The sequence below is a fragment of the Tatumella sp. UBA2305 genome (genome assembly GCF_002345795.1).
GTDB classification, from domain to species: domain Bacteria; phylum Pseudomonadota; class Gammaproteobacteria; order Enterobacterales; family Enterobacteriaceae; genus Tatumella; species Tatumella morbirosei.
This window is the reverse complement of record NZ_DDVT01000020.1, coordinates 132825-157433: the sequence shown is the minus strand read 5'-3', so window position 1 is coordinate 157433 and position 24609 is coordinate 132825. Positions and strand designations below refer to the sequence as shown.

Genomic DNA, 24609 nt, shown 5'->3' with positions numbered 1-24609 from the left:
CCGCCGCCCGTTCGGTTAACGGCAGCTAAACCGCCGGAGTAATCTCACGACCGGTTGCTGTTCAGAGACCAGACCGTTCGACGAAAACACCACTTTTTTTCCTGCCGGATTAAATTCGGCTGTCAGCTCTCCCGATGGCTGAATCCGCAGAGCGTTAGCGCTCTCAAGCCAGCGAAACAGAGCCCAGGGGCCAGTCCACTGACTGACACCGATATCTCCGGGATGACTGGCAGTCAGACTCAGAGTCACCGGTCGGGAAGCGATTCCCTCCGGCCATTGCAGATTAAGAGGGCGAACCGGACCGTGGGAATAGCTCAGTTTCTCTGAGCCCATCACCAGCTCAAGCCGGTTAATTGCAGGAGAAAGATACTGAACAGACAAACTCAACGACAGAGAGGGCTGATGACTGTCACCCCGTGGAAAAAACAGGCTGCGAATTTCCCTGGCCCTGCGAAACAGTTGCAGGGACTGATTCTGCGGATCTCCCACAGGGATATTGATAAATTTCCATGGGTTTACCGTGGTATCGACTTTATCGGCCAGATGCTGACGGAAGTAATTGTCGGCAATCCCCCCCGGGGCAAAAAAACGGCTAAAATCTGCCAGACTGACATCCCGCTTGCTGTCTGCGAACGGATAGCGCCCGGCGAGATTTTTGCGGCAAAATGCCCCGGGGCCGTCACTGATTCCGCTGGAACTTCGCCCGACAGAGATACTCCTGATCCGTAGTGAGATCTGATCAAGTAATGGCAGAATGATATTCCTGAGTGGATCCGGCCAGTTTTGTGAACCGGCCTGCAACCCGGCGGCCAGTACCGGCCAGGTGGCTGGAGCCTTTGAGGTCAGCGGGTCCTCATTCAGTCGGAACAATAACTGCAGCTCATTAAGCTGGCCCAGTAACTGATTCAAACCGTTTCCGGGTTCAGGCGGCTGATTCTTGATAAAACCTTTTTCACGTCCGGTGACGAACTGACGCAACCCGGTAAAGTGACTGTCCGTGTGCTGCCATACCAGTTGATCCAGCGTCTCAGACCCGCGCTGACCGGCACTCATCAACCGTTGTGATGCCGTGCTGTTGGTGACGGCGCCGGCGACTGCAGGTATCCAGGATTCCGCCGATAACAATGTGGTTTCAGCCACCAGCCGTTCAAGTAGCCTGACCAAAGGAGACCCGGCAGTCACTAACCGTGAAAGCCGGTAAAGATCCCTCTGCTGCCCTGCTTCTGTAGACTGCGGGCCAGTCATCTGCGGCTGTGAAATACGGATGCTGCCCAACATTTGCTGCCAGTAACGGGTGTATTCGTCCAGATAACGGATAAGGACATCACGACTAAGTGCGGCTATTTCTGTGATATCCGCAGCCCCGGAGCCGTGTTCACTGTTGTTCATTACCTGCCAGTCATCCCTGTCCAGACCAGACAACAACAGCAGTAGCTGTTTTCTGAACTGCAAATATCCCCGCGCAGTAAACAGTCCGTCGATATTTTGTTGCGGGACATCCGTACGTTGCACAAACCATTTCCCTTCCGCTCCCTCACTAAGAGCTGCCAGCGAGAATGCCGGCGGTGAAAGAGAGGATAAGCGCTGTAACAACTGCTGGTATATTCTTGCCGGACGGGGTTGCCGGGCCAACAGTTCACGGGCCCGCAGGATTAACTGCGGGTCGGCCTCCTCCCCGCGTTCACGTTCCAGGGGATAACTAAACAAAGCTAACAGGTCCGGGCCGAAATCAATTTCGCTACGATAATCAGGACTCTCCCCGGACGGGAGCAATGCCGGAGAAAGCATGCTGGCAAGATAAACCGCGTCAGCCGGGACTACTCCGTAGACCATCAGGTAAATTTTCAGCTGCCTGAACAATATTGCCATATCGCCCCGGGCTACCGCCTGCTCCAGTGCCACTCTGGCATAATCCTCCGCCGGCGGAAGCAGTAACTGACGTAGCGCTGACTGATAAACTCCTTCGGAAACCTTAGCCACCTCACCGTCCACAAAGACTATTCGCCCCGAATCCTTGTCAGGCTGCTGTGATAATCCCCTTAGCCCTTCCAGCAGTCGGGCGATAGTCGCCAGACTATGTTCACGTTGCAGATAATCCTGTTGCTGATGCAGCAGGTTCAGCTGATATCTTACCCCCTTCAGGTAGCGGGAATGGCTGGCAAAGCTGTTGGCCATCCCGTAAAGCAGCCCGCAAATGATTAACAGCAGGAGTAAATATATCGGCCAACGCAGCCTGCAGAAGCGAAGAAACGTCAGCCGGGTATCCTGAGCGAGCTGCTGATCATTGATAATCAGTTCGCAAAATAGCTGCTGAAGAAAATACGGACGTCCTTTGATATCTTCTGTCTGAGCATCCGCCACCGTTGTTTCAGCAGTCTGAGTGTGAGTTTCCTGAACAGCAGTGAACTGCGAATGCCAGCGGCTGATAATTCCCGGGGCATAACTGCAGACTTTCCGGTCTGTCTGCCCACTGCTGGTCAGATAGACTCCCCGCAGTGCAGTTCGCGACGATAAATCCTCATAGAGGGAAACAAAAAACAGTGAGCAAATAAATTGTTCTGACCGCTGACAAAGCAGTTGTAATTCCTCAGGAAATGTATACATTGCCCGACGATTCTCTAAATCATACTCACTCTGCAAACGACGGTTCAGACCTGCATCTATCCTCTGCAGGAGCTGGCCTAAATGCAGGTGAACATATTCAGCCACTGAGGTACTCTTTGTCTCCCGGGGCAAAGTGACCCCCCAGATCTGACGTCGTTCTGTATCGCTCAGATAATGAAAATACTCCTCAAACCCCTTAAGTCGATCCAGATGAGTCACCACAACATAGACTGGAAAACTGATACCCGGAATCTGTTGTAACGCCGCTAACCGGGTTCTGAATACTCCGGCCAGTTCACTGACAGAGGATTTATCACCTGTCAGAAGATCAATCGCTGAAACAGTGATTATGGTTCCCTGAACAGATTTTGATGGACGATATTTTTTTAACAGACGAACAAATCCCTGCCATTTATCCACCGACGTTTCCGGTTCGCTGATAACTTCTCCACGGCTTTCAACATATACCGCATCATTTGCCAGCCAGCAGTGACAGTCAGCCTCATCAGTTTCGTGGAATTTTTCGGCTATCGATTCCCCCCCCGGTGAAAAATAATGGCCCGAACGACAAACGGCCGCTGTTTTTCCTGACCGGCTGGCACCTAACAGTAAGTACCAGGGGACACGGACCGGCTCTTTGAAAATAAACCGCCAACCATGTGAAACCGGGGGACGTCGTGTCGTCCTGCGGATAACACGGCTCAGCATCCGTCCTGTCTGACTAAATGTATCTGTAGATTGCCGGGTAACACGTAGCTGGCGACGCCGGACCGAGCGGCGATAAAGCAAAACCCACCCGGACAACAACACCGTGACCAGTATCGCGATGAGCAGGACGCTGAGGATACGAACCGCTATGCCAGTGAAATGGCGGTCCTCCTCGCTTCCCGGATACACAGCAATAAACCAGACCAGCAACAACAGCACGGCAATGACGGCAACACCCAACAGAACTCTGAATAAAGGGTATGAAAAAATTCGGCTGACATAAGACATTAAGAACCTCACCTAATAAGTGACAAAAAGCTCAACCCGGCGATTTTTAGCCCGGCCTGCCACGGTGGAGTTACTACTGACTGGCTGCTGGTCGGCCAGCCCCCGGACCGTAATGTTGTTCTCCTCAATCCCATTCCGGGTAAACAGCCTGGCAACCGCCGCAGCACGCTGTAGTGATAACTGTTGATTATCAGGAAAGGCGGAATAACGGACCGGCAGTGCATCGGTGTGCCCCACAATCACTACCCGCCCGTTGACCCGAATGATCTGCTGAGCAATTTTTTTTAGCAGATTGCTGGTCGCAGGAGACAATAACGCGGAGCCGGAACGAAATGAGGTGTCCCCCTGCAACGTCACATGACTCTGTTGCGGAGTCTCATTCACCGTAAGTAAGTTTTGACGAATCTCTTCCTGTAACAGGTTTTTCAGGCGCAACCGGCTCACAGCGACCGGCGATGGATAGCGAAAATTCTGCAACGCATAAATTCCGGCGATCAGTGGCTGCTTTTCAGCAAACAGCACCATTTTTTCTGCCAGCCAGACAGCACCGAGTATCACAACCGCGACCACCAGACCATTAGGCCAGGAAACAGCAAATCGCCTGGCAGGAAGTGGAGGCTTCCCGGGCAAATCCCCCATAATCACCGGGAGCTGGGCGGTTTTCTGGTAGTTCTCCGCCAGTACCAGCAGACGCTGACGGATCCCGTAAAGTTGCCGGTCACCTTCGGGCAAAATGCTGTAACGTCCCTCGAATCCCAGCCCCAGAATGCGTAACAGGATGTTCAGTACATCGGAATAGTCAGCAGGATGCATTGAAATCCGGCCAATCAGCAGGAAAAACTTATTACCACCATCGTTATCATTCTCGAAATAATTCAGAAGGTTACTCTGTGACCAGCCGGTAGCAACCCCCCAGGTTTTACTGTGTGCTGCCTCGTCCAGAGCGGTACACAGGCAGTAACGTACAATGGCCATTTTCTTCCAGGGAATATTAGTTTCGTCGCATAGCTGGGTGAACCGGGTTATTTCACGTTTAAGGATCTCTTTCAGCCATTGAACATGTTGTAGATCTTCAACCGAATCCGGAAGGTCAGCCAGTACTCTTAGCAACGGTGCGCAGGCTTGCTGCAGAGGGCTGGTGGCGGAAAGAACAGATTCAGGGGTTTGCCTGTCGGTCTCCACAGACAGGAGCAGTGCGCTGAGTTCTGGCGACAGACTGGCCGTTGTCCAGGGTTCCGGGCCAGGCCCGGTATGATTTGCTGACTCTCCTGTCTCCCAGATATCCTGGCGGTCCAGTAAAAAATCGCCCCAGGATTGGGCGGAGTGGTCACTGTCAGTACCAGCCGCACTGGTGGTTTGAGAATCTTCAGGGTGTTGGTCACTGGTCATGATGCTCTGATCCCCCAAAGTTCCATGCTCAGCCCCGGAAAATGCCCGGCGACATGAAGAGCCAGTGCACCACTGGCAGCGATACTGCGCCAGATATCACAGTCACGCAGTAATTCGAAATAGACATAACCCGCCTGGCATGGGATCTGCCTGGGAGGCTGGCGTAATGGCAGCAGTAACAGCCCCGACAGATGAGAACGAACCAGCTCCGGAAGTTGTTGGGGGGAGCTGATTTTACTTTGCGATAAAAACTGCTGTTGCAGGATATCGGGAGCCATTCCGGCTTGGACTGCCAGAACGACTGCTGAAAATGCAGCAAATTCTGCCGGTAGCAGCTTCGCTGTCCACAGGCCATTGCCCTGCGGTTGCAACTCAATCATCTCCCCGGCTCTGACTAATACCTGGTTCAACAGATCATGAACTTCGTCAACCAATGGACGCAGAGAGGGATACAACTGTGAATGCTGATAACCTGGCAAGGGCGAGGGCTTCCTGCTGTCGACCCGAATATAAGTCGATAATTCGGCAGCCAGGGACGCCAGAATCTGGTAGAACACCAGCGGTGAAGATTCAGGAATCTGTTTCAGACAATCCAGTTGCACCTGGTAATTATTGAAAATCTGCAACAACAGATAATCTGTCAGATCTCCGCCGGCAACAGTACCTCCCTGACCTGACGACAGGTAGCTGGCCAGCATTTCTGCCCGAATCTTCAAAAGCCCGCTCAAATGATTCAGCCAGTCGGTCAGTAAAGCGCTGGTCCCGAGCTGAGTGACGGGCGGCAGGTAATCATCATCATGCAGTTCCACACTGCCATCAGGGCGTATCGTCCTGACACGGGCTACGGGCAGACCAATCCATGATTCATTCATTTCCGTTTCAGAACGGAGTGCCAGCCGTAATCTGCCCAACTGAACAGGCTTTACCCCCTGGCGGATCGCGTTACTGTCGCAGATATCTTCCTCCATGGCGCAAAATCTGGCCAAAGAGCCCGGTTCATCGGGATTAAAAATGGTCTCATCACAGTTATCTAACCGCAGCGGCACTGCCAGCCAAAACACCTTGCCGGCATCTGAGGGCTGTAAGGTCACTGGCACAGGTAATGCCGCATGCCCGGGCAAATCAAACGGCGTACCATCGGGGAACACACCCACTGCACTCCGCATGACCAGCTTTCCGTATTTCAGCGCCTCATGGTCTGTTTCACAGCGGCTAAAACCCCAGAAAAAAATGCCTGATGAACCGGAGCGACGGTGAATAAAATATTCGAGATAGCGCTCCTGTTGCTGAAAAATTTGTGGGCGCAGGAAAAGCCCCTCACTCCAGACGACTTTATTCGTTTTCATGGTTCATTCCGTTTCACCAATAGTCAGTTCGGATTTTTGAAAATGCGCATAAAAGGCGTTGTGTTGCGGGAGAATTAGCCTGCGCCACACTGTTGGCTTCCAGCCGGGCGAAAGTTTTACACTGGATTTCCAGCGCGCATATTCAATTTCACGATAACCACCGATCACACCAATTGCCGCAACCTGCTCTGTAATATGCAGCGACAATTTCCTTGTTTCCCCGGGTGTTAATACCCCGTCATACAACTTTGTGATTCCATTTTGTAAAGAACCTTGCCTCCTGCCAGTAAACCCGAAGTAATTGCTCTCCTTAAAAAATTCAGTGTCTGCCAGACTAAACAGCATAATACGTAAAGGCGCCGGTTCTCCGGAAATATTCGGGTTAATATCGCCATCGGCTGTTAATGTGACGTTAATAACTCCTCCGGAACTTTCAGGACGAAAAAAACTACAGGAAGCGGAAACAGTGATCATTATCACTAATAATATCTTTCTTATCATTATCCTTTATACCCTGTTCCTCACCCCTGATATTTTCCGTCAGTCTCAGCGATTCTCTCACTGCTGATAATTCACAGGCAGCCACTATTATCTTAAGATGACATTTTCGTTCTCACGAATACTGCCGGATGTCATACCACCATCCGGCATCACGATTAGTTTTTCTGATTGGCTTTAATGTCATAACTGGCCGAAATAATCCCAGACTTATTACCTTCGGCATTTTGAATGACGTAATCCTCAGTAAACTTAGTAAAAGAGAAGGTCACTTCCTCTACAGGCCGGTCGTCATTACTGGCATTACCTGAGAGGCTCACCCGGGTAATGATGGCATCACTGAATTTTATCGTCAGATATTCCAGGGGATCACCTCCCGCTTTTCGTATCACAAAATCAATATTTTTAATATGCTTACCAGACAAACAGAAATTTAATAAGTTAGGGCTGGACTTATCGACATAATGAGTAAAATTAAAATCTTCTACTGTCGCTTTCCCGGCCCCCCCACCAGAACCGCTGTGCATATTTGAATGCTGAAGACTCGCCCAATTCCAGGTAAGAACTTCAATTTCATTTTTGTGGGTGGCATCCAGTGATTCACCTTCAATGCCTTCTATTTTTAAAAAAATATCCTGAGCCATAATAATCCTTTTATGAACAGTTCGTGAAACAAGTGATAATGGAATTGAATATCAGAACACAGAAAAATCATTCCCCTGAAATTCAGAGTAATCTATCCGCAGGTTATGTTCCGGTCAGATATTCAATCGTTTATTGCCGTTTTCAGGCAACATCCTTTAGTGACGGAAGTCGGGCAACCATTCTCAGTGATACCGTCAGACCTTCTAACTGAAAATGAGGGCGCAGAAAGAATTTCGCCTGATAATATCCCGGATTATCTTCTGCATCCTCGACAATAACCTCAGCCGCGGCCAGGGGTCTCCTGGCTTTAGTTTCCTGAGAAGAATTTTTCGGATCTCCGTCTACATAATTCATGATCCAGTTATTCAGCCATTTTTGCATCTCTTCACGTTCTTTAAAGCTGCCTATTTTGTCCCTGACAATACATTTCAGATAGTGAGCAAACCGGGTACAGGCGAATAAATAAGGCAGACGCGCTGAGAGGCTGGCATTTGCCGTGGCATCCGCATCGTAATATCCCGCCGGTTTCTGTAACGACTGGGCACCAATAAACGCGGCGTAGCCGGTATTTTTACGGTGAATCAACGGAATAAACCCATTTTTCGCCAGCTCCGCTTCACGGCGATCAGATATCGCAATTTCTGTCGGACATTTAATATCAATCCCGCCGTCATCGGTCGGGAAGGTGTGGCAGGGCAGATTTTCCACCAGCCCGCCACTTTCCACTCCGCGAATCATAGTGCACCAGCCATACTGCCTGAATGAACGATTTACATTCACTGCCATGGAATAGGCGGCATTCGCCCACACATACTTGTTATGATCAGCACCGTCAGTCGCCTCTTCAAAGCTGAACGCTGCCACCGGCTGGGTAGCAACCCCATAGGGCAGACGGGCCAGAAAACGTGGCATTGCCAGGCCAATATAACGGGCATCTTCAGACTGCCGTAATGTATTCCAGGCCGCATATTCCAGGTTTTGGGTAAATATTTTGGTGAGATCCCTGGGGTTCGCCAGCTCCTGCCAGCTTTCCATCTGCATTACCGCGGGTGCGGCACCCGAGATAAACGGAACATGTGCAGAGGCTGCAATCTGAGCAATAGATGCCAGCAAATCAACATCAGGAGGCGAGTGATCAAAATAATAATCGGCAACCAGACAGCCGTAAGGCTCTCCGCCCAACTGCCCGTATTCTTCTTCGTAGATTTGTTTAAATAGCGGGCTCTGGTCCCAGGCAATGCCTTTATAGCGCTTTATGTTACGTCTCAGCGTTTGCTTGGAAATATCCATAAAACGCAGTTTTAATTTTTCATCCGTTTCTGAGTTAGAAACCAGGTAATGCAGCCCACGCCACGCACTTTCCAGCGTCTGAAACTGGGAATGATGCAGTATCAGATTAATTTGCTGCGTCAGCTTACGATCTATTTCAGCAATCAGTGCCGCGATGTTCAGATAAGCGTCATCCTGGGGTATCAGCGAATTGGCCAGCGCCTGTTCTGCCAGGGTTTTCACCGCATTTTCGACCGCGGACTGGGTCTGCCGGCTGCGGGGCTTAAACTCTTTCGCCAACAACGCACTGAAATCTCCTGCTTCTGTGGTTGTCATTATGGGCTGTGGTGCTTTTTCTTCCTGAATAGCCATCTCCGATTCCTCCGGATTATCTGTTTTCCTGTTCCTCAGAAGAACAGTCTTGTACATCAGGCCTGTTCGCCAGACTGGCAAGCAGTGTTTTATCCTGCAAAATATTCATGACCAGACTCTCAGCCCCGGCTTTACCATCCATATAAGTCTGAAGGTTTGCCAGTTGTGTGCGGGCCAGCAGAAGTTCTGCCAACGGAGGGACCTTGCGCGCAATAGCATCTGGCAGGAAATCATCAATGCTTTCAAACGTCATATCGACCGGGATCACCCCGCCGTCGCTCAGGGTATTGGGCACGGTGAAAGCTACCCGTGGCTGGATCGCTTTCATCCGCTCATCAAAATTATCAATATCAATGTTGAGGAATTTTCTCTCTTCTGCTGCAGGCTGGGGGAGTTTGCTCAGTCCGGATAAATCGGCCAGCACCCCCATGACAAATGGCAGTTCAATCTTTTTTTCGCTGCCATAAACTTCAACATCATATTCAATCTGTACCCGTGGAGAACGATTCCTGGCGATAAACTTCTGTGAATTTTCCTTAGACATAATGGCTGTTACTCTCTGGTTGAAGAAAATTACAACACTGTTACAGGCAACTGTTACGTGTCATTAGAACAGGACAGCGTAAGCGTCCTGCCGCTCAGTGCCTGTATTACTGATAATCGACGGTGATACTGGCTACCGAATGCACATCACCAGAAGTCGCGGCGAGCGGTCGTGTAGAGAAATAGCTCACACTAAACTGATGACTCACCGCCCCTCCCGCGGCCGGAATGACATAATCCTGCGCCGTTGCGGAATCATTAATCACCATCTGAGCACCGCTTTCATTACGTACGCGAACCTGAACATTGCGACTGTAACCTGTCCCGGTCTGATTCAGCAGATTACCGGTTGCACTATCCATCGCTGCCGGATCACTGTTGAATACCAGTTTCATCGTTTTACCCGACGGACATCCCTCCAGTCGGATACTGAAAGGCGTACTGCCGGCCTCTCCTCCGTTATTTCTCAGGGTAATATTGGAAACCCTCGGCATAACAACTGTCTCGCTGCTGCTGCTGCCATTGATCACCACATCACAGGTTTCATCGACAAATACTCCCTGAAAATCCACATTCAGCGGTGTACCAAAAGTCATTGCCTGAACCGAAAAACAACAAACCGACAGAAACAGATACCGGCAACAGCAAAGGCCTGTATTGCGTAAACTTAGCGACATATCACCTCCGCACGGCTAAGCTTGCCGTCTGTGCCTGAGGCCATTATTTTGGCGACCGCCTGGCTGGTGCCGATGGTACAAAGCCGGGTATTGGTAGCCGAATTGACATACAGATGGGCCGTCGCTGCATTCCACCCACGTATAAAAGCCATTCCCCCCTGCCCCACAATGCCCATTGAAGCCCCCTCGCCATCGACCAGCTGGCTGCCAATGGGCAGGAAATTTCCTGACACATCACGAATAACCAAAATCAGAGGTTTTCCGACAATCGTTTTCACTTTGACAGGTATCGCCGCTCCCATGCGTGGAACAACTACCTGTTCATTTTCCAGCACATCCACCGTATCCGGAAGACCACGGGTATTCACCGATACCTGATTTTCACGATAAGGCGTTAATGACGGAGCGATGGCATAGCCCCGGCTATCGATTTCCGCTCCATAACCATTCATCAGACGGGCACCGGTTGCCCCTGGTGCATTGACAATAGCGAACGGGTAATCACCCAGCGTAGGCCCGGCAGTGATTCCGCCGCTGTGCCCGACCAGACTGCCGTTGGCGCTAAGTGATAACTGTCGTGACTGATCGCCCACCGACAGAGTCGAGCTAAACTGACCCGCGGCCGTGTTGTAGCTACCATTGCCATTAAATGCATAGTGGGTCGTATCATCCCGGCTTTTAGTCGTTGTCGTCCCTATACCGTAACTCAGCGCATTTTGTTCACCCCGGCTTCCCGAGGCATTCATCTGCAGGAAGTTATTACCACTGCTATCGTGGCTGAATGTTGAATAAAGACTGTTAAACAACGGTTTATCACTAATGTTATACCGGGGGCTCAGAGGAATACTGGCCGACAGCAGAATACTGTTATTGTTATTTCCCTCACCGTCAAAGCTACGTCCTACCCCAATCGACCACGAGAACCATGGATGTGATTTACTGAAAGTGATGGCATATTGATTCACCGGACGACGATCATTCCAGTACTGGTAAAAACTACCGGACAATGTAATACGACTGTTCCACGGTAGCGGCTGAGAGATATTTAAAGAAAAGCGCTGCTTTGTCCGGTAGTCAGTCAGATAGTAATCACGATACATTCCGTAGCGTTCGGCAGCCGCATCCCGCAGTGAATAGAAGCCCCGCGATGAATAACGGTAAGCCGCCAGATTGATATTAGTGCCGGTAATATCCATATATTTGCTGAATCCAAGATTAAAACTGTTCCCGGTAGAGGTTTTATTATTCTTTAGGCGGCTTTTGGCGCGGGTAATATTCATCGATACCCCGCCCAACGGCGTATTAAAGGAGTGTCCGGCAGCCACCGACAGATAATTTTCCGAAAACTGTCCGCCGCCATATAAGGTATAAAGGTTGCCTAACCCGTACTGATAGAACCCCTGTAAAAACCAGGGTTTTTTCTGCATTCCGCTTTCTGCCAGTTCTCCGGCCGCAACAGAATAGCGGGAAACACCGGTATGCAGCAGCATTGGCGGGGCAGAAAACGGGACAAGGCTGCTGCGACGCTGGCCGTCGGCTTCGATAATCGTCACCTGTAAATCACCACCATATCCCATTGCTCCGACACTGTTCAGTTCGAAGGGGCCGGGAGGAACCGTGGTTTCATAAATCAGCTGTCCACGCTGGGTGACCTGGACCCTGGCATTGGTTTCGGCGGTTCCCCGGATGACCGGAGAATAACTACGTAATCCTTCCGGCAGCATACGGTCGTCAGAAGCCAGCTGAACGCCCCGCAATCCAACGCTGTCAAACAGTTCTCCCTCGGTCGTGGTTTCTCCCAGTGTCAGTTGGCCTTTCAACTGTGGGATATCCCGTTGCAGCCAGGTATAAAGGTTGTCGGTTTTCGCAGATGAAGTGTCAGAGAGAATACTGGTCGAACGGGTTCTGAATCGCCAGCCGTAAGCATTAATCCCTGTCAGTAGCCCCAGGTTAGCACTGACACTATGTCCTCTGCCGCCACTGTAGGCTTTTGATAACTGTTGGCTATAAAAATTGGTGCTGTAGTCTAAAAATACTACATTGGAGCCACTGTCCCACCGGGACGGGTCGATATACCCTTGCGGATATTTAATTAAATAGACCTGAGGAACCGCCAGTTGCAGATTAAAGTCAGACTGATCGTACTGAGTGCTCCCCCCTTCCACCCATTGCTCCAGCCGGCTGCACTGTGCAGCAATATCCTGAGTAGCCTGAGGGCGATGCCCCATCAGCGGCGGATTGATCCCAAACTGCTGTAACTCATCAAATGAGAAGCAAGGCTGCGCACTGTCACTGCCGGTCACCGGGACAAAATAGACGTAAAAACGCCCACGGGTCTGCCCGTTAACAATAATATTGACTGATGTCTTGCCTGGCGGTACCGGGTTTCCGGAGGAAAAGTTGCCAACATCAATGGTCAGCCCGTGAACAAAAGCACTGTTAAATCTGACCACCGAAGTTTCACCCGTCCCGTCCGCATATTCCGTGATGATCTGTACAGGGGGCGGAGAAGAAGCCAGGGCAACCGGCGCTATCATCAGTGTGCTGCTGAGCACCGGAACCCACAGTTTTATACAACTGCGGACAGCGCTGCACTGTTCAACTACCGAGGCTAACATTTTCAACTCTCTGACTCCTTTCAGTTCATTGAAGCGGATATCGTGTTCCTGCCGGCTATATCCTGTCGGCGTTCCGGTCACCGGTTACGAATTATCGGCGGACGGGAATTTCACTGACCACCCTTCAGGTGCGCGCCAGGAGGCTTTCCCCGCAATCGCAGTTCCATGGTCATTCAGTAACTCAAAATCTATCGAGCTAATATTTTTCGGCAGACCTTTCTTGCCGGCGGGAGAAAAAACCGCTTCAGAATAAGGAGCGACCATCCCGGAGTTCAGCGGATACACCGAATTGCCAGCGCTGATCTGCATCCGACCAAAATTAAAATAATAAGGAGTGGGGTTATTCACTAACACCCCGGCTGATTTACCTGAGCGCATTACCGTCCAACGCAGTTTTTCGGTATTTAACGTGCTGTCTGCCGTCAGGATGGCCGGGCGGTAAAATATTTTTATCCTGGTGCGAAAAGCCAGTTCCAGCCGGTCTTTTTTCTGGTATTCCTCATTCACCGCAGGAATTTCCAGCAAATTAAACCAGTACACCGATTCTCGGTCGTCGGGAAGTTTCATACCGTTATAGATAAGCCGCACACTTTGGCCTTTTCCCTGGTCTATCCGGTAGACCGGGGGAGTCACCGTAAATGGCACGGTCATCGTATTAATGTCAGCGTTCTTACTGCCATCATCGACCCAGACCTGAACCAGTACCGGAGATCCTCCCCGGTTGATTGTCCTCACAGTCGCCTCACGTTCAGCTCCCGGAAAAATGATCCGGGTACCGGTGATAGTGACACCTGAACTGGCCGGTGATGAGAATCCCGCCAGTAGCATAAATAACGCTGTCAGTGGTGAGAGTACTGCCTTGTAACATCTCATATTCATAACCGTGCATTAAAAAATGAAACCGGGCCTTCCGGGAACAGGAAACCTGAACTCCTGCTCCCGGGCTTAACGTATATCGGTGGACGCGGATTATGGATAAGCCAGCGTATAAACGATATGTGCACTGACCATACCCGCCCCGACAGCGCCGGTAGAGTAATAACCCCCGGCATAAGTCATGGTGGCGGCACCGTTCACAACATCCACTTCCGCGCCGGTATCGCCCGGACGGATCTGTGTATGGTCTGAGTTAAATAACCTCACCTCAACATTGGTGGCCGCATTGGTGGTCCCGCTGGTAGCACTGTAATCGTTGACCAGGTTCCAGGTCTTATAGTTAATTTCCCCGGTGCCGATACTGCCGAGCGGTTCAAAATGTGCCTGGACTTTCTTAAAGGAGTCTGGGCAGTCTTTGACCTTGATATTGAAGTTTCTGATGCCCGCTTCAATACCCGCGGTTTGCATAGACTTACTGGAAACGGTAGGCAGTAACACGACCAGGTTATCATTCTCAATAGTGCAGGTATCCGTCACCACCTCACCATTAAAGGTCACCAGCCCCTGACCAACCTGTAACGCAGAAACAGGTAATGATATTGCCGGGATTAAAACTAGCAGAGCTGCAGATAACTTTGTTATTTTCATAAAAATTCCCTATTTAATGATATTCAACAGAGCAAAACACAATAATGTATTACGGCATACTGGCAGATTATTCAGTTATTCCCCCTGGCAAGGTTCCCTGAGGATTCACTTTCACTCCATGAGCGTCAGAATAGCTGACCATCACACCCTCAACCGCTATTACATCCGGACTGGACAGTGACAAAATATAAGCGGCTATTACCGGTAATACTTTCCGTTCAATCACATGGATAATACCTCGCGCACCAGAACCTGTTGTCCGGCTAAGGTTAATAATATAATTCAGTAACGACTCAGAGTATTTCAGACTCATATTGTGCTGCTGAAAGAAACGCGCAGAGACTTTATCCATCTGACCCCGGACAATGTCATTAAGTACCCCGGAAGACAGTGGCAAATAAGGTATCACGCAGACTCTTCCCAAAAACGCAGCAGGGAAATAGTTAAGTAGCTCCGGGTACAATTGTTCTGTCAGTAAAGTACTCTCTGCCTCCTCTGTCGTATTCGCCAGTAATTCACTGCCGATATTGCTGGTCATTAAAATGAGTGTATTCCGGAAATCTATTTGTCGGCCTTCGCCATCCTCCATTCGCCCTTTATCAAACACCTGAAAAAACAGCTCATGGATATCAGAGTGGGCTTTTTCAATTTCATCAAGTAGTACAACGCTGTAAGGTCTGCGCCGAACGGCTTCAGTCAGAACCCCGCCTTCGCCATAGCCGACATAACCCGGGGGTGAACCTTTCAGCCCGGAAATACTATGGGCTTCCTGGTATTCACTCATATTGATGGTGATTAAATGCTGCTCGCCACCGTATAACTCCGCCGCCAGTGCCAATGCCGTTTCAGTTTTGCCAACGCCTGACGGGCCGGTCAGCAGAAATACCCCACAGGGTTTTTGCGGGTCTGCCAGTCCTGCTTTGGCGATGCTGATATTTTTGCTCAGTTGCTGCGTGGCATGAACCTGACCACGTACTCTGCAATTCAGCTTATCAGGCAGTTCCTGCAACGCCTGCAGATCACCTTTAAGGACCCGACCCACAGGAATACCGGTCCACTGGGCAACAATATCGGCCACTGCCGCCGCATTAACTTCAGTCCGCACCAGAACCAGGGTAGCCTGTTGATCACTGAGATCAGGCTGCAGTTGCTGTAACTGCTGTTCCAGATTCTGCTGTTGCTCACCTTCGGCAGATTGCCATTGTGAACGCAACTCACGGATTTCAGACAACTGCTGACATTGCTGGCGCCAGCGTTGTTCAATGATTTCAGCCTCAGAGTTATAACGGGCAATCTGTTCCTGTAACTGAAGCGGATCTGCTGTCATTCCGGCCAGACGACGAGGAGAGTCGGTCAGTGCCAGCTCTCTCTGCGCTGACTCTGCCAGAAACCGCAACCGCTGCAGTTCTGCCGGTGGCGTATATTCCGCCACGGCTGTTCTGGCGCAGGCCGTATCCAGCAGGCTAATGGCTTTATCCGGTAGCTGACGTTCCGGAAGATAGCGGTAGGAGAGCCTGACGGCAGCCCGGACGGCCTGGTCTGTGATCAGAACATGATGATGCTGTTCAAGCACCGGTAAGACTCCCCTGAGCATCTGTATGGCCAGATCTTCTGAAGGTTCTTCGATCCTGACGACCTGAAAACGGCGGGAAAATGCGGGATCCTTTTCGATATAACGTTTGTATTCCCCGCGGGTGGTCGCGCCTATCGTCCGTAAATCTCCTCTGGCCAGCATAGGTTTCATCAGATTTGCGGCGTCACCCGTGCCGGCGGCCCCACCGGCTCCCATCAGAGTATGGATTTCATCAATAAACAAAATCACCGGCCACACCGACTGTGTCGCAGCGTCCAGCACTGCCTTCAGGCGAGCTTCAAATTCACCCCGGGTTCCGGCACCGGCGGTTAAAGCCACCATATCGACGGCCAGTATCCGGGCATCACTGAGCTGTGGCGGAACTTCACCGGCAGCAATCGCCAGCGCCAGGCCTTCTGCCACCGCAGTTTTGCCGACACCGGCCTCCCCCACCAGTAATGGATTGTTTTGCCTGCGGCGCAACAGCACATCAATCAGGCTGGTGATTTCATTGTCCCGGCCGCAGACCGGGTCAATTTTCCCCTGACCCGCAAGTATCGTAAGATCTGAGGTGTAAATGGCCAGTGCGTGATTAAGCGATGAACTCTGATGGCTGATGTCATGATGACCCGGCACAGTCCCCGGATTCACCGTAGACTGACGTTCCGGCGAGTGTGCGGTGATGGTGGTAAACTGTCGACGGATTTCATCGGCTGACAGCACAGCAAAAACCCGTGAAATAGCCAGTAACGCCCGACACAATTCAGGCTGAGTGAGCAATGTGACTAACAGATGCCCACTGTGAATCAGCGGGGCGGGTGCGTCTTCCAGACTGGCAATCATCCAGGCACTTTCTATCGCCTGATCGATGAGCGGCGAAAAATCACTTACCGAAGCAGAACCGGCAGGTAACCGGCTCAGGGTCAGCAAAATATCTGTTTCCAGCTGTGCATAATCCACAGCAAAAAAGCGCAGGATACATTGCAGGTCACTGTCTGGTTGCATTAATAAAATTTTCAGCCAGTGTACTAACTCTACTTCAGGATTTCCCTTCAGACGACAGAGATCCGTTCCACGCTCCAGAGTCTCTGAGAGTAGCGGATTCAGCTTTCCGAATAACGTTCTTCTGGAGATTTCCATAATAACTCATCCTGTCTGACGTAAGCGCAGTACCTATTTTCAACAATAAGACTGCAGTGATATCCATTTCACTTCGCTGCAGAGAATAACTAAACCACTGACCAAATAAAAACATCCTGTTCACATCAGGATTAATTTAAGAAAACAGCCCGATGCAAATTCCTAAAAAAATAAAAAAAAGACTTTCGGCTTATCTTCCCGCATGACAGAAAGCGATAATAGAATCATTATCACCAGCGATAAGAGACTGACGAGGAGTTATGGCTGCTTATCACTGGGTTTAATTCAATCATTGATTAACAGATCAATAACTCCAGCGGGTAAGTATTACGGGTACGGCAACAATAACGGAATGACTGTTGCTGTTTTCCCGCAGACCCGTGGTTTTAGTCAGAGACAAAAATTATCTGAATATATGACAGGCGACCGTTACCCTGAGCGGAATGAGGGACTGTCATTCATTAACAGCCAGGCAGGGAACGCCGTGGAACAACAATTTCTTGAATATTACAACCGTGAACTCACCTTCATGCGCGAAATGGCACTGGAGTTCGCCGCTAAGCATCCGCACATTGCCGGTCGTCTGGGAATAGAGGGGGCGGGGATTGCCGATCCTTACGTCGAACGGATGATCGAGGCTTTCTGCTTTTTGTCTGCCCGTACACAGATAAAACTGGATACCGGATTCCCGGAGTTTACTCAGCGACTGCTGGATATCCTCTGCCCTGAATTTACCGCGCCGACGCCATCGATGGGCATAGTCCAACTGACACCGGACCTGCAAGCCGGCGATTTATCCCGGGGCTATACCGTCCCACGCCACACAGCCATACGGAGTAAACTGTTACCGGGCCACAATATCCGCTGCGAATTCCGCAACAGCCAGCCGGTGACGCTCTGGCCACTGACCCTCAGTGCGGCCAGCCTGAGCACCCTCCCCGCCACCCTGGAAACGCTCTCTGCCGGACCTGTAGATATTTCTGACTGCAAAGGGGCACTGCGACTCCGGCTAGAGCTGGCCGGGGAGCAGACTTTTTCTGCCATTGAAGGGCCGGACAATCTGCCGTTTTACATTCAGGGAGACGAGCATATTGTTTCGCAGTTGTTTGAACTGATACATCGTCAGTGTGTGGCACTGTGCATTATCGGGGAGGACAGCCAACAACCCACTATAGTGGCTGGCCGGGAAGCACTCTGTTTCGAAGGGTTGTCTGCAGAACAAAGCCTGTTGCCGGTTCGCTGGAATATGTTTCACGGCCATCATCTGCTGCAGGAGTATTTCTGTTTCCGTCAGCGTTTTTATTTTTTTACCCTGCGGCAACTGGCGCACGGTTTAAAAAACATCCACAGCAATCAGGCCGACATCATTATCCTGCTGAAAGAACTGCCGCAACATCTGATAGCTCATGTCAATGCGAGCCGCTTCCTGCTGTTTTGTACCCCGGTGATTAATCTGTTCCCGAAGCAACTCGATCAGACGGTGATTGATCGCGCCAAAAATAGTTTTCATCTCGTCCCCGATCGCTGTAACCCAATGGAGTATGAAGTGTTCTCGGTGGAGAGCGTCAGCGGTATGGACGGCAATCACCGTCCGGAAATGATGTTTAAACCTTTGTATCAGACCCGGCATAACTCAACGGGCCCTGGCGGGCGCTATTTTTCACTGCAAAGGAGACCGACGCTTCAGCCAACGGGCGGACATTCGCCAGTGAGTCAATATCAGGGTACCGAACTGTTTATCTCTCTGATCGACCAGCACGATGCTCCCTACTGTGACGATCTTCGCTATCTGAGGGTCGAAGCGATGGTCACCAACCGGGATTGGCCGCGGCAGTTAACCAGTGATGTGACCTGCGGATTGACCATGCCGGAAGGCGTACCGGTGTCAGCCGCCCGATTTGTCATTCCGGTAACCGCTCCCCGCCCCCCGTTGGCTACCGGAGAATCAGCCTGGCAGCTTATCCGCCAGCTAAGCCTGAATTACCTGCCCTTTACCGGGGTCACAGCGCCTGCCGGCGCAGAAGCACTACGGGAGTTACTGCATTTATATACCCGCGGGGATGACCCACAAGCCGCGACACAGATAAACAGCCTGACAGGATGTCGTACAGAAGCGGTAACCCGCAGACTGAAAGGAGATGGGCTACTCAACTATGGTCGCGGGGTCCGTTGTACCCTGACGATTGATGAACAAGGCTTTTCCGGTTGCAGTCCCTGGTTATTTGGTCTGGTGATGGAAAATTATCTTTCCCGGCATGCGGCAATCAACGTGTTCACCGAAACCTGGCTCTGGTCTGTACAACGCGGTTGTATTGGTCAGTGGCCCGCAAGGCCCGGTAAGCGAGGCATATTATGACTCAGCTAAACAGTCCCCGGACCGGCGACCTTAGCCACTGGTATAACAGCGCCGCCCCGTGGAACAGCGGGTTTATCAGTCTGATGCGGGTCATTGCAGCGCGTTCACCTGCGGCCCCTGCGCCAGGGACGGCCGGTCTGCCGGCTGAAGACCCCTTCCGTCTCAAACAGACCGCCAGTTTACTGTTTCCGCCTGGTGAAATTGCCGGGTTGAGTGACAATACCGCCTGCCCGGAAATTTCGCTGTACTCACTGGGAGTCTGGGGCCCGCACAGTATTCTGCCATTACACCTGACTGAAATGGCCTATTTAAGGACCAGTCGTCAGGACCCGGTGCTGAATGATTTCACCGATATCTTCCATCACCGCGCATTATCATTGTTTTACCGGGCCTGGTTTGTGTGCCAGGACTGCGCAACTCTGGATAACTCTCAGGATGAGTTGTTTTCTGCCCGTCTCAGTTGTCTGGCGGGCCTGACATTCCCGCAACAAGATCCGGCCCGGCTACCGGCACATGCCCAGCTTTCAGCTGTCTCTCATTTATTACGTGAAGCCCGAAATCCGGAAGATCTGGCCAATACTCTGCAACACTATTTTGGTTTCCCGGCAAGGGTTGAAGAATATGTTACGCAGTGGATTTCTCTGGACCCGGCCGACCACACCTCTCTCGGTCATCCGCATACTGCGTGTACGCTCGGCGATGGCGCGATACTGGGTGACAAGCTGATGGACAGACAGCATAAATTCCGGTTAATCATCGGCCCTCTGTCACTGAATGATTATCTCTCTTTCACTCCGTGGGGAAGAGACCTGCCGGTACTCAGGGAATGGGTACGCTTTTTCACCGGGCTGGAATATTGCTGGGATGTCCGGCTGCTACTTTCCGCCAGCGAAGTACCACTGGCCAGTCTGAACGGCAGTCATCAGCTTGGGCATGCGGTATGGCTTGAACGACATCCCTCCCCTCTGCCACTGGCAGGAATGTGCTTTGAGCCGGAAATCTGCGGCGATTCAAATTTACAGGAATTATCATGACACAGGCGAAATCCTCAGAGTTACCGCCGCCCGATACCGACTACCAGGCCTTATATCTCCCGGTCAGTCCGCTTTCCCCTTGCGGTGACAATCCTGATGATGACCCCGAATTTCTGCTGCTACAGGCCAGCCTGCGGCCAAAATCTGACACAGAATACGGAGACTATTACGAAGCGGCAGAACCGGTAAACTGGGCAGATTGTGCCAGCTTAGCCAGCAAGCTACTGGCTAACAGTAAAGACATCCGGTTGATTATAATCCTGATGCGTTGCCGGATAAAAGCCACAGGCCTGTCCGCTCTGGCCGGAGGGATTCAGGTATTACTTGAGCTGCTAAAACGTTGGCCGGAACACCTTCATCCTCAGTTATACGACGACGGAGAGTTTATTCCACAGATTCGGGCCAATGCTTTTGCGGAACTTGAAGATCCACAAGGGCTGCTCGCCGATATTCGTCACTACCCTCTGCCTAAAACGGCAGGGATACAAATGACCATAGGGGAATATGAAAAAGCCCGAACCCTGCCAGCCAGCCGCGGAACGGTATCGGTCGAGACTGCCGCCCGCCTATCTGAACACTGGCAGACAACAGACTGTCCGGAAATCATTGCACTACGGCAGGCAGGGAATTTTCTGGAGTTGTTAAAACAACAGTTACAGCTACATCTCGATCCTCTGGCTCCGGATATCAACCGGCTTGCCGGACTGCTGTCACTTTTTAACTCCGGACAACACGCTGAACATCCTGCTATTTCGCCAACGGAGCAACTTTCCTCCTCACCGAAACCTGAGGAAAGCACCACGGTTACCCGACAACCGGTCATACCGGCCCCGGAGACTACCATTCATCTGGTTATTCGCCACAGAGATGAGGCATTAGGGTATTTACAGCAGTTAAGACACTGGTTTAGTGAGGCCGAACCCGGAAGTCCTGCGGTTCAACTGCTGGCACTGACCGAAGCGGGGATTGGCAAAAGTTTTCCCGAGCTACTGGACTTGTATCCTCCGGAAATCATCTCACTTATGAAACATCATTAAGGACCATATTATGATAAGGATATCCCTGCTGCTGAGTATTGGATTACTGTTCGCTAATAGTGCCAACGCAGTCTGTAAGTTTAACTCGGGCGCACGCAGTATTTTCACGATCCCTCCGGCCACTATTCAGATCAGTGCCGATACTGCGGTGGACGGCAGCAAACCTATTGCGGAATTTGAGAGCTCACAACTGGGACACGATATTATCTATTCCCATTGTGATATTGGATCTGAATACGGAAAGCGGGTGATCGATCTTCTGGATTACGACACCTCAGAACGTACCTTTAAAACCAATATTCCCGGAATTGTGATTAAACCGTTATGGCAGAACGGCGACGGAAGATGGGGGCGCTTTCCATCCACCAGTTATATTCCACCGCATGGCGATTCTCCCACCGTTATCTATTACCATCCTTCAATTTCTAAGTTCAAAATTCAGTTTTTTAAAATTTCCGATAATGTACAACTTTCTGATCCTGATGGTGATTTGCTGATTACTCCGGGGGATATTGCCTATACCTATCTGATGAACAGTGATCCGTCTGCATTCCTGACCAAATTAGCAGTCAGTGAAATCCGGCTGGTCAGTACCCCGGTCTGTACGGCTGACAGTGCAAAAACAGTGAATTTTGAGCAGGTTACTCCGGTAATGTTACGTAACGGTGTGGCAAAGAAACTCGATTTCGCCATCAATTGTAAGAGTGATTACGGTAGCTTTATCGCCTCAGCATCTCTGACCACCAAAACGCCCTCTGCCGATGCCAGCACAATTCTGGTCACCGATGCAGGCGGCAATACCGATCGGCTGAAGATAAAAATTGAAGACAGTAGTGGTAAAACCATTATGGTCAACGGCAGCAACAGTGAGCAACTGAGCAGCACTGTCAGCCAGAGTGATGCCGAATTCCACTGGACCGCAACCCTGTTACCGGTGGGCAGCACCTCCCCTGTCGCGGGTAACTTCTCGGCCAAAGCCGAGATTGTGTTTGATATTCAGTAAACAGCGATGCAGAGAGCTCTGATGCACACACCTTCCAGGATTTTTGTCAGCATTGCCAGTTACCGCGATACAGAATTGATTCCGACACTCATGGATCTTATCCGTCAGGCGGCGGACCCGCAGGCACTCCACATTGCGGTCTGCTGGCAGGATGACGCCAGTCCCGGGATCTTTTCACTGGCTGGTTTTCGTCCCTGCCCGGCAGGTATCACTACGGGTGAAAATATGCTGAGTTTCACCTATGGCGGTGCCAGTATCCGGCTGTTGCCCTGCCACTATTTTTCTGCCAGGGGGGTCGGCTGGGCACGCCATCGCTGTGAGTCTCTGTATGCAGGTGAAGAATACTTTTTACAGATTGATGCCCATTCACGCTTTATCTGTGGCTGGGACCGGCAAATGATTCGCCTGTTGGAACAGCTTAGCCAACAGAGTCGCTTACCCGTTCTGAGCGCCTACCCCCCGGCTTACCAGCCTGAAAATGATGAGGTCTCTGCCAGAGGAACCACCGTGAGCCGGCTTATTTTCAGGGAGTTTTCTGCGTCAGGGCTGCCGGAAACAAGTTCCTTCCCTTTTAGTGCAGAGCACCCTGTCGCCGGGAGTTATCTGGCCGGAGGATTTATTTTCAGCTACGGAAGTTTTGTGCGGGATGTTCCCAATGACCCGGACATTTTTTTCAGCGGCGAAGAGATTGCGATGGCTGTACGCGCTTTTACCCGGGGTTATGATATCTACCATCCGCATAAAATCCTGCTCTGGCACTATTACCAGCGTCAGGACTCCCCAAAAGTCTGGCAGGACCACACCGATGAGGCCTGCCGGCGAGGAGATATTTCTGTCAGTTGGTGGCAGCGAGACCAGTTATCGAAACAACGTGTTTTAGCGTTGCTCGGGCTGACCTCTGATACCGATATAACGCCTGATTATGGCCCCGGAACACTCAGGACCCTGCGGGAATTTGAGTACCGGAGCGGCGTTGATTTTCGAAACCGCCAGACGCTGCCTGAAGTGACGGCGGAAAATCCCCGGGCCTTCTTCGCCACTCCTCCGGAAAGTGATGCCGCATGGGCAGAGCAGTTCTGTTGCGAATACCAGCAACAACTGACGGTGAAAACCACTGACCTTCACTCTGCCGAACAGGAGTACCAGTATTTCTTGCTGGCTGTTTTTGATGCAAAGAATCAGCTGTTATTTAAAAACGAATTGTCACCTTCCCTGCTGCCATTACTCCCCGATAATCCGCCGGCACAACTCAACATTGCCTTCCGCGGAAAGTCAGGACATCCCCCCGACACTATCCGTTTATGTGGCTGGCAGCCGTTAGCTGGCTGGGGGCCAGTGACAGAATTTCGTTGGTGAAAGACAACAATCAGACAACCCCTCGGCGGTAGCCGGTGAGGATACCGCCGTTATTTCACACATGCTTTCAGGAAAAATACCATGAACACACACCCCATCTCTTACCCCTTACATGAAGGCTGTTTCCTGACACTGCCTCCGGCGACGGACCAAACGATTAATATTCTGAGCTTTCTCGATCCGGAACATCAAGCCTATGACATTATCGTCAACCGGGCAGAACTCAAACCAGACGAGTCGGTAGATGACTTCCTGAATGCCCAGGCCGAAAGAATGCAACGCTTTACCCCGGGATATACCCCGGAACCAGAGCAAATCCGTCATCAGATTGGTCCGGCGCAATTACCGGTGGTTCAGACAGCCAACAAATATCTGCACCAGGGAAAATGGATGAATCAGATATCTTCTGTCATTACCTTGCCCGCCGACCCACAGCGTAATCCACAGCAACGAAAACTGATTATTTTTACCCTGGCCAGCCACGGAGAGTTTACCGATGCCCAGCGTCAGCACTACCGGCGGATGATCAATAGCTTTACGCCTGAGCAGACTCCCTGCACTGACGATAATTGCTGATCACCCGGTCGCCGTTTTCAGCCACCGGGTGAGACAGTCAATCCGGAAATTCC

General features: G+C 51.1%; 18 protein-coding genes. 6 read left to right on the top strand and 12 right to left on the bottom strand.

Annotated features, from left to right (window positions below; genetic code table 11):
• Positions 1-15: 15 nt before the first annotated feature.
• From tssM to tssH, 12 genes are all read right to left on the bottom strand, one after another.
• Entirely contained in the window at positions 16-3600 is a 3585-nt protein-coding gene (gene tssM, locus B3Z23_RS13160) for a type VI secretion system membrane subunit TssM (protein WP_294910804.1), read from the bottom strand.
• Positions 3601-3612: 12 nt separating this feature from the next.
• Positions 3613-4989: a type VI secretion system protein TssL, long form gene (tssL, locus tag B3Z23_RS13155; RefSeq protein ID WP_294910802.1), complete on the bottom strand. Its 1377-nt coding sequence runs from the start codon at positions 4987-4989 to the stop codon at positions 3613-3615.
• Positions 4986-6335 (bottom strand): type VI secretion system baseplate subunit TssK, encoded by a 1350-nt coding sequence (tssK, locus tag B3Z23_RS13150; RefSeq protein WP_294910799.1) that lies wholly within the window; start codon positions 6333-6335, stop codon positions 4986-4988. The genes tssL and tssK overlap by 4 nt, the downstream gene beginning before the upstream one ends.
• Positions 6336-6338: 3 nt before the next feature.
• Positions 6339-6836 carry a type VI secretion system lipoprotein TssJ gene (gene tssJ / locus B3Z23_RS13145; RefSeq protein ID WP_294910796.1) on the bottom strand — a complete coding sequence of 166 codons (498 nt, stop codon included), beginning with the start codon at positions 6834-6836 and terminating at the stop codon, positions 6339-6341.
• 155 nt (positions 6837-6991) lie between these two features.
• The gene (locus tag B3Z23_RS13140) at positions 6992-7477 is read right to left on the bottom strand and encodes an Hcp family type VI secretion system effector (RefSeq protein ID WP_294910794.1); all 486 of its coding nucleotides are present in this window, start codon (positions 7475-7477) and stop codon (positions 6992-6994) included.
• A gap of 142 nt (positions 7478-7619) precedes the next feature.
• Positions 7620-9119, bottom strand: a complete 1500-nt coding sequence (gene tssC / locus B3Z23_RS13135; protein ID WP_294910791.1) for a type VI secretion system contractile sheath large subunit — start codon at positions 9117-9119, stop codon at positions 7620-7622.
• Positions 9120-9135: 16 nt separating this feature from the next.
• On the bottom strand, positions 9136-9666 hold the full coding sequence (gene tssB / locus B3Z23_RS13130) for a type VI secretion system contractile sheath small subunit (RefSeq protein WP_294911142.1): 531 nt from the start codon (positions 9664-9666) through the stop codon (positions 9136-9138).
• Between the two features lie 103 nt (positions 9667-9769).
• Positions 9770-10339 carry a fimbrial protein gene (locus B3Z23_RS13125; RefSeq protein ID WP_294910789.1) on the bottom strand — a complete coding sequence of 190 codons (570 nt, stop codon included), beginning with the start codon at positions 10337-10339 and terminating at the stop codon, positions 9770-9772.
• The gene (locus B3Z23_RS13120) at positions 10330-12957 is read right to left on the bottom strand and encodes a fimbria/pilus outer membrane usher protein (RefSeq protein ID WP_294911139.1); all 2628 of its coding nucleotides are present in this window, start codon (positions 12955-12957) and stop codon (positions 10330-10332) included. Before B3Z23_RS13120 ends, B3Z23_RS13125 begins: the two co-directional genes overlap by 10 nt.
• An 84-nt stretch (positions 12958-13041) precedes the next feature.
• Positions 13042-13785: a fimbria/pilus periplasmic chaperone gene (locus B3Z23_RS13115; protein WP_294911136.1), complete on the bottom strand. Its 744-nt coding sequence runs from the start codon at positions 13783-13785 to the stop codon at positions 13042-13044.
• Positions 13786-13926: 141 nt separating this feature from the next.
• Entirely contained in the window at positions 13927-14481 is a 555-nt protein-coding gene (locus B3Z23_RS13110; protein WP_294910786.1) for a fimbrial protein, read from the bottom strand.
• A 67-nt stretch (positions 14482-14548) separates the two neighbouring features.
• The gene (tssH, locus tag B3Z23_RS13105) at positions 14549-17194 is read right to left on the bottom strand and encodes a type VI secretion system ATPase TssH (RefSeq protein WP_294910783.1); all 2646 of its coding nucleotides are present in this window, start codon (positions 17192-17194) and stop codon (positions 14549-14551) included.
• 484 nt (positions 17195-17678) lie between these two features.
• Here tssH and tssF point away from each other — a divergent pair, with 484 nt between their 5' ends.
• From tssF to B3Z23_RS13075, 6 genes are all read left to right on the top strand, one after another.
• Positions 17679-19550 carry a type VI secretion system baseplate subunit TssF gene (gene tssF / locus B3Z23_RS13100; protein WP_294911133.1) on the top strand — a complete coding sequence of 624 codons (1872 nt, stop codon included), beginning with the start codon at positions 17679-17681 and terminating at the stop codon, positions 19548-19550.
• Complete coding sequence (gene tssG / locus B3Z23_RS13095; RefSeq protein WP_294910780.1) at positions 19547-20584, top strand: type VI secretion system baseplate subunit TssG; 1038 nt, start codon at positions 19547-19549, stop codon at positions 20582-20584. The genes tssF and tssG overlap by 4 nt, the downstream gene beginning before the upstream one ends.
• On the top strand, positions 20581-21621 hold the full coding sequence (locus B3Z23_RS13090) for an ImpA family type VI secretion system protein (protein WP_294910778.1): 1041 nt from the start codon (positions 20581-20583) through the stop codon (positions 21619-21621). Before tssG ends, B3Z23_RS13090 begins: the two co-directional genes overlap by 4 nt.
• 10 nt (positions 21622-21631) lie before the next feature.
• On the top strand, positions 21632-22624 hold the full coding sequence (locus B3Z23_RS13085) for a fimbrial protein (protein WP_294910776.1): 993 nt from the start codon (positions 21632-21634) through the stop codon (positions 22622-22624).
• A gap of 21 nt (positions 22625-22645) precedes the next feature.
• A complete protein-coding gene (locus B3Z23_RS13080) occupies positions 22646-23980 on the top strand; it encodes a GlcNAc-transferase family protein (protein ID WP_294910774.1) in 1335 nt (444 codons plus the stop codon).
• An 81-nt stretch (positions 23981-24061) separates the two neighbouring features.
• Positions 24062-24556: a DcrB-related protein gene (locus tag B3Z23_RS13075; RefSeq protein WP_294910770.1), complete on the top strand. Its 495-nt coding sequence runs from the start codon at positions 24062-24064 to the stop codon at positions 24554-24556.
• Positions 24557-24609 lie beyond the last annotated feature (53 nt).

What these genes read in the sequence shown, in the direction of transcription:
- tssG (WP_294910780.1), top strand. Translation starts at nt 19,547, where the DNA reads ATGACTCAGCTAAACAGTCCCCGGACCGGCGACCTTAGCCACTGGTAT.
- B3Z23_RS13115 (WP_294911136.1), bottom strand. Translation starts at nt 13,785, where the DNA reads ATGCTACTGGCGGGATTCTCATCACCGGCCAGTTCAGGTGTCACTATC.
- B3Z23_RS13085 (WP_294910776.1), top strand. Translation starts at nt 21,632, where the DNA reads ATGATAAGGATATCCCTGCTGCTGAGTATTGGATTACTGTTCGCTAAT.
- tssJ (WP_294910796.1), bottom strand. Translation starts at nt 6,836, where the DNA reads ATGATAAGAAAGATATTATTAGTGATAATGATCACTGTTTCCGCTTCC.
- B3Z23_RS13075 (WP_294910770.1), top strand. Translation starts at nt 24,062, where the DNA reads ATGAACACACACCCCATCTCTTACCCCTTACATGAAGGCTGTTTCCTG.
- tssC (WP_294910791.1), bottom strand. Translation starts at nt 9,119, where the DNA reads ATGGCTATTCAGGAAGAAAAAGCACCACAGCCCATAATGACAACCACA.
- tssL (WP_294910802.1), bottom strand. Translation starts at nt 4,989, where the DNA reads ATGACCAGTGACCAACACCCTGAAGATTCTCAAACCACCAGTGCGGCT.
- B3Z23_RS13140 (WP_294910794.1), bottom strand. Translation starts at nt 7,477, where the DNA reads ATGGCTCAGGATATTTTTTTAAAAATAGAAGGCATTGAAGGTGAATCA.
- tssH (WP_294910783.1), bottom strand. Translation starts at nt 17,194, where the DNA reads ATGGAAATCTCCAGAAGAACGTTATTCGGAAAGCTGAATCCGCTACTC.
- B3Z23_RS13120 (WP_294911139.1), bottom strand. Translation starts at nt 12,957, where the DNA reads ATGTTAGCCTCGGTAGTTGAACAGTGCAGCGCTGTCCGCAGTTGTATA.
- tssK (WP_294910799.1), bottom strand. Translation starts at nt 6,335, where the DNA reads ATGAAAACGAATAAAGTCGTCTGGAGTGAGGGGCTTTTCCTGCGCCCA.
- B3Z23_RS13125 (WP_294910789.1), bottom strand. Translation starts at nt 10,339, where the DNA reads ATGTCGCTAAGTTTACGCAATACAGGCCTTTGCTGTTGCCGGTATCTG.
- B3Z23_RS13110 (WP_294910786.1), bottom strand. Translation starts at nt 14,481, where the DNA reads ATGAAAATAACAAAGTTATCTGCAGCTCTGCTAGTTTTAATCCCGGCA.
- B3Z23_RS13080 (WP_294910774.1), top strand. Translation starts at nt 22,646, where the DNA reads ATGCACACACCTTCCAGGATTTTTGTCAGCATTGCCAGTTACCGCGAT.
- tssM (WP_294910804.1), bottom strand. Translation starts at nt 3,600, where the DNA reads ATGTCTTATGTCAGCCGAATTTTTTCATACCCTTTATTCAGAGTTCTG.
- B3Z23_RS13090 (WP_294910778.1), top strand. Translation starts at nt 20,581, where the DNA reads ATGACACAGGCGAAATCCTCAGAGTTACCGCCGCCCGATACCGACTAC.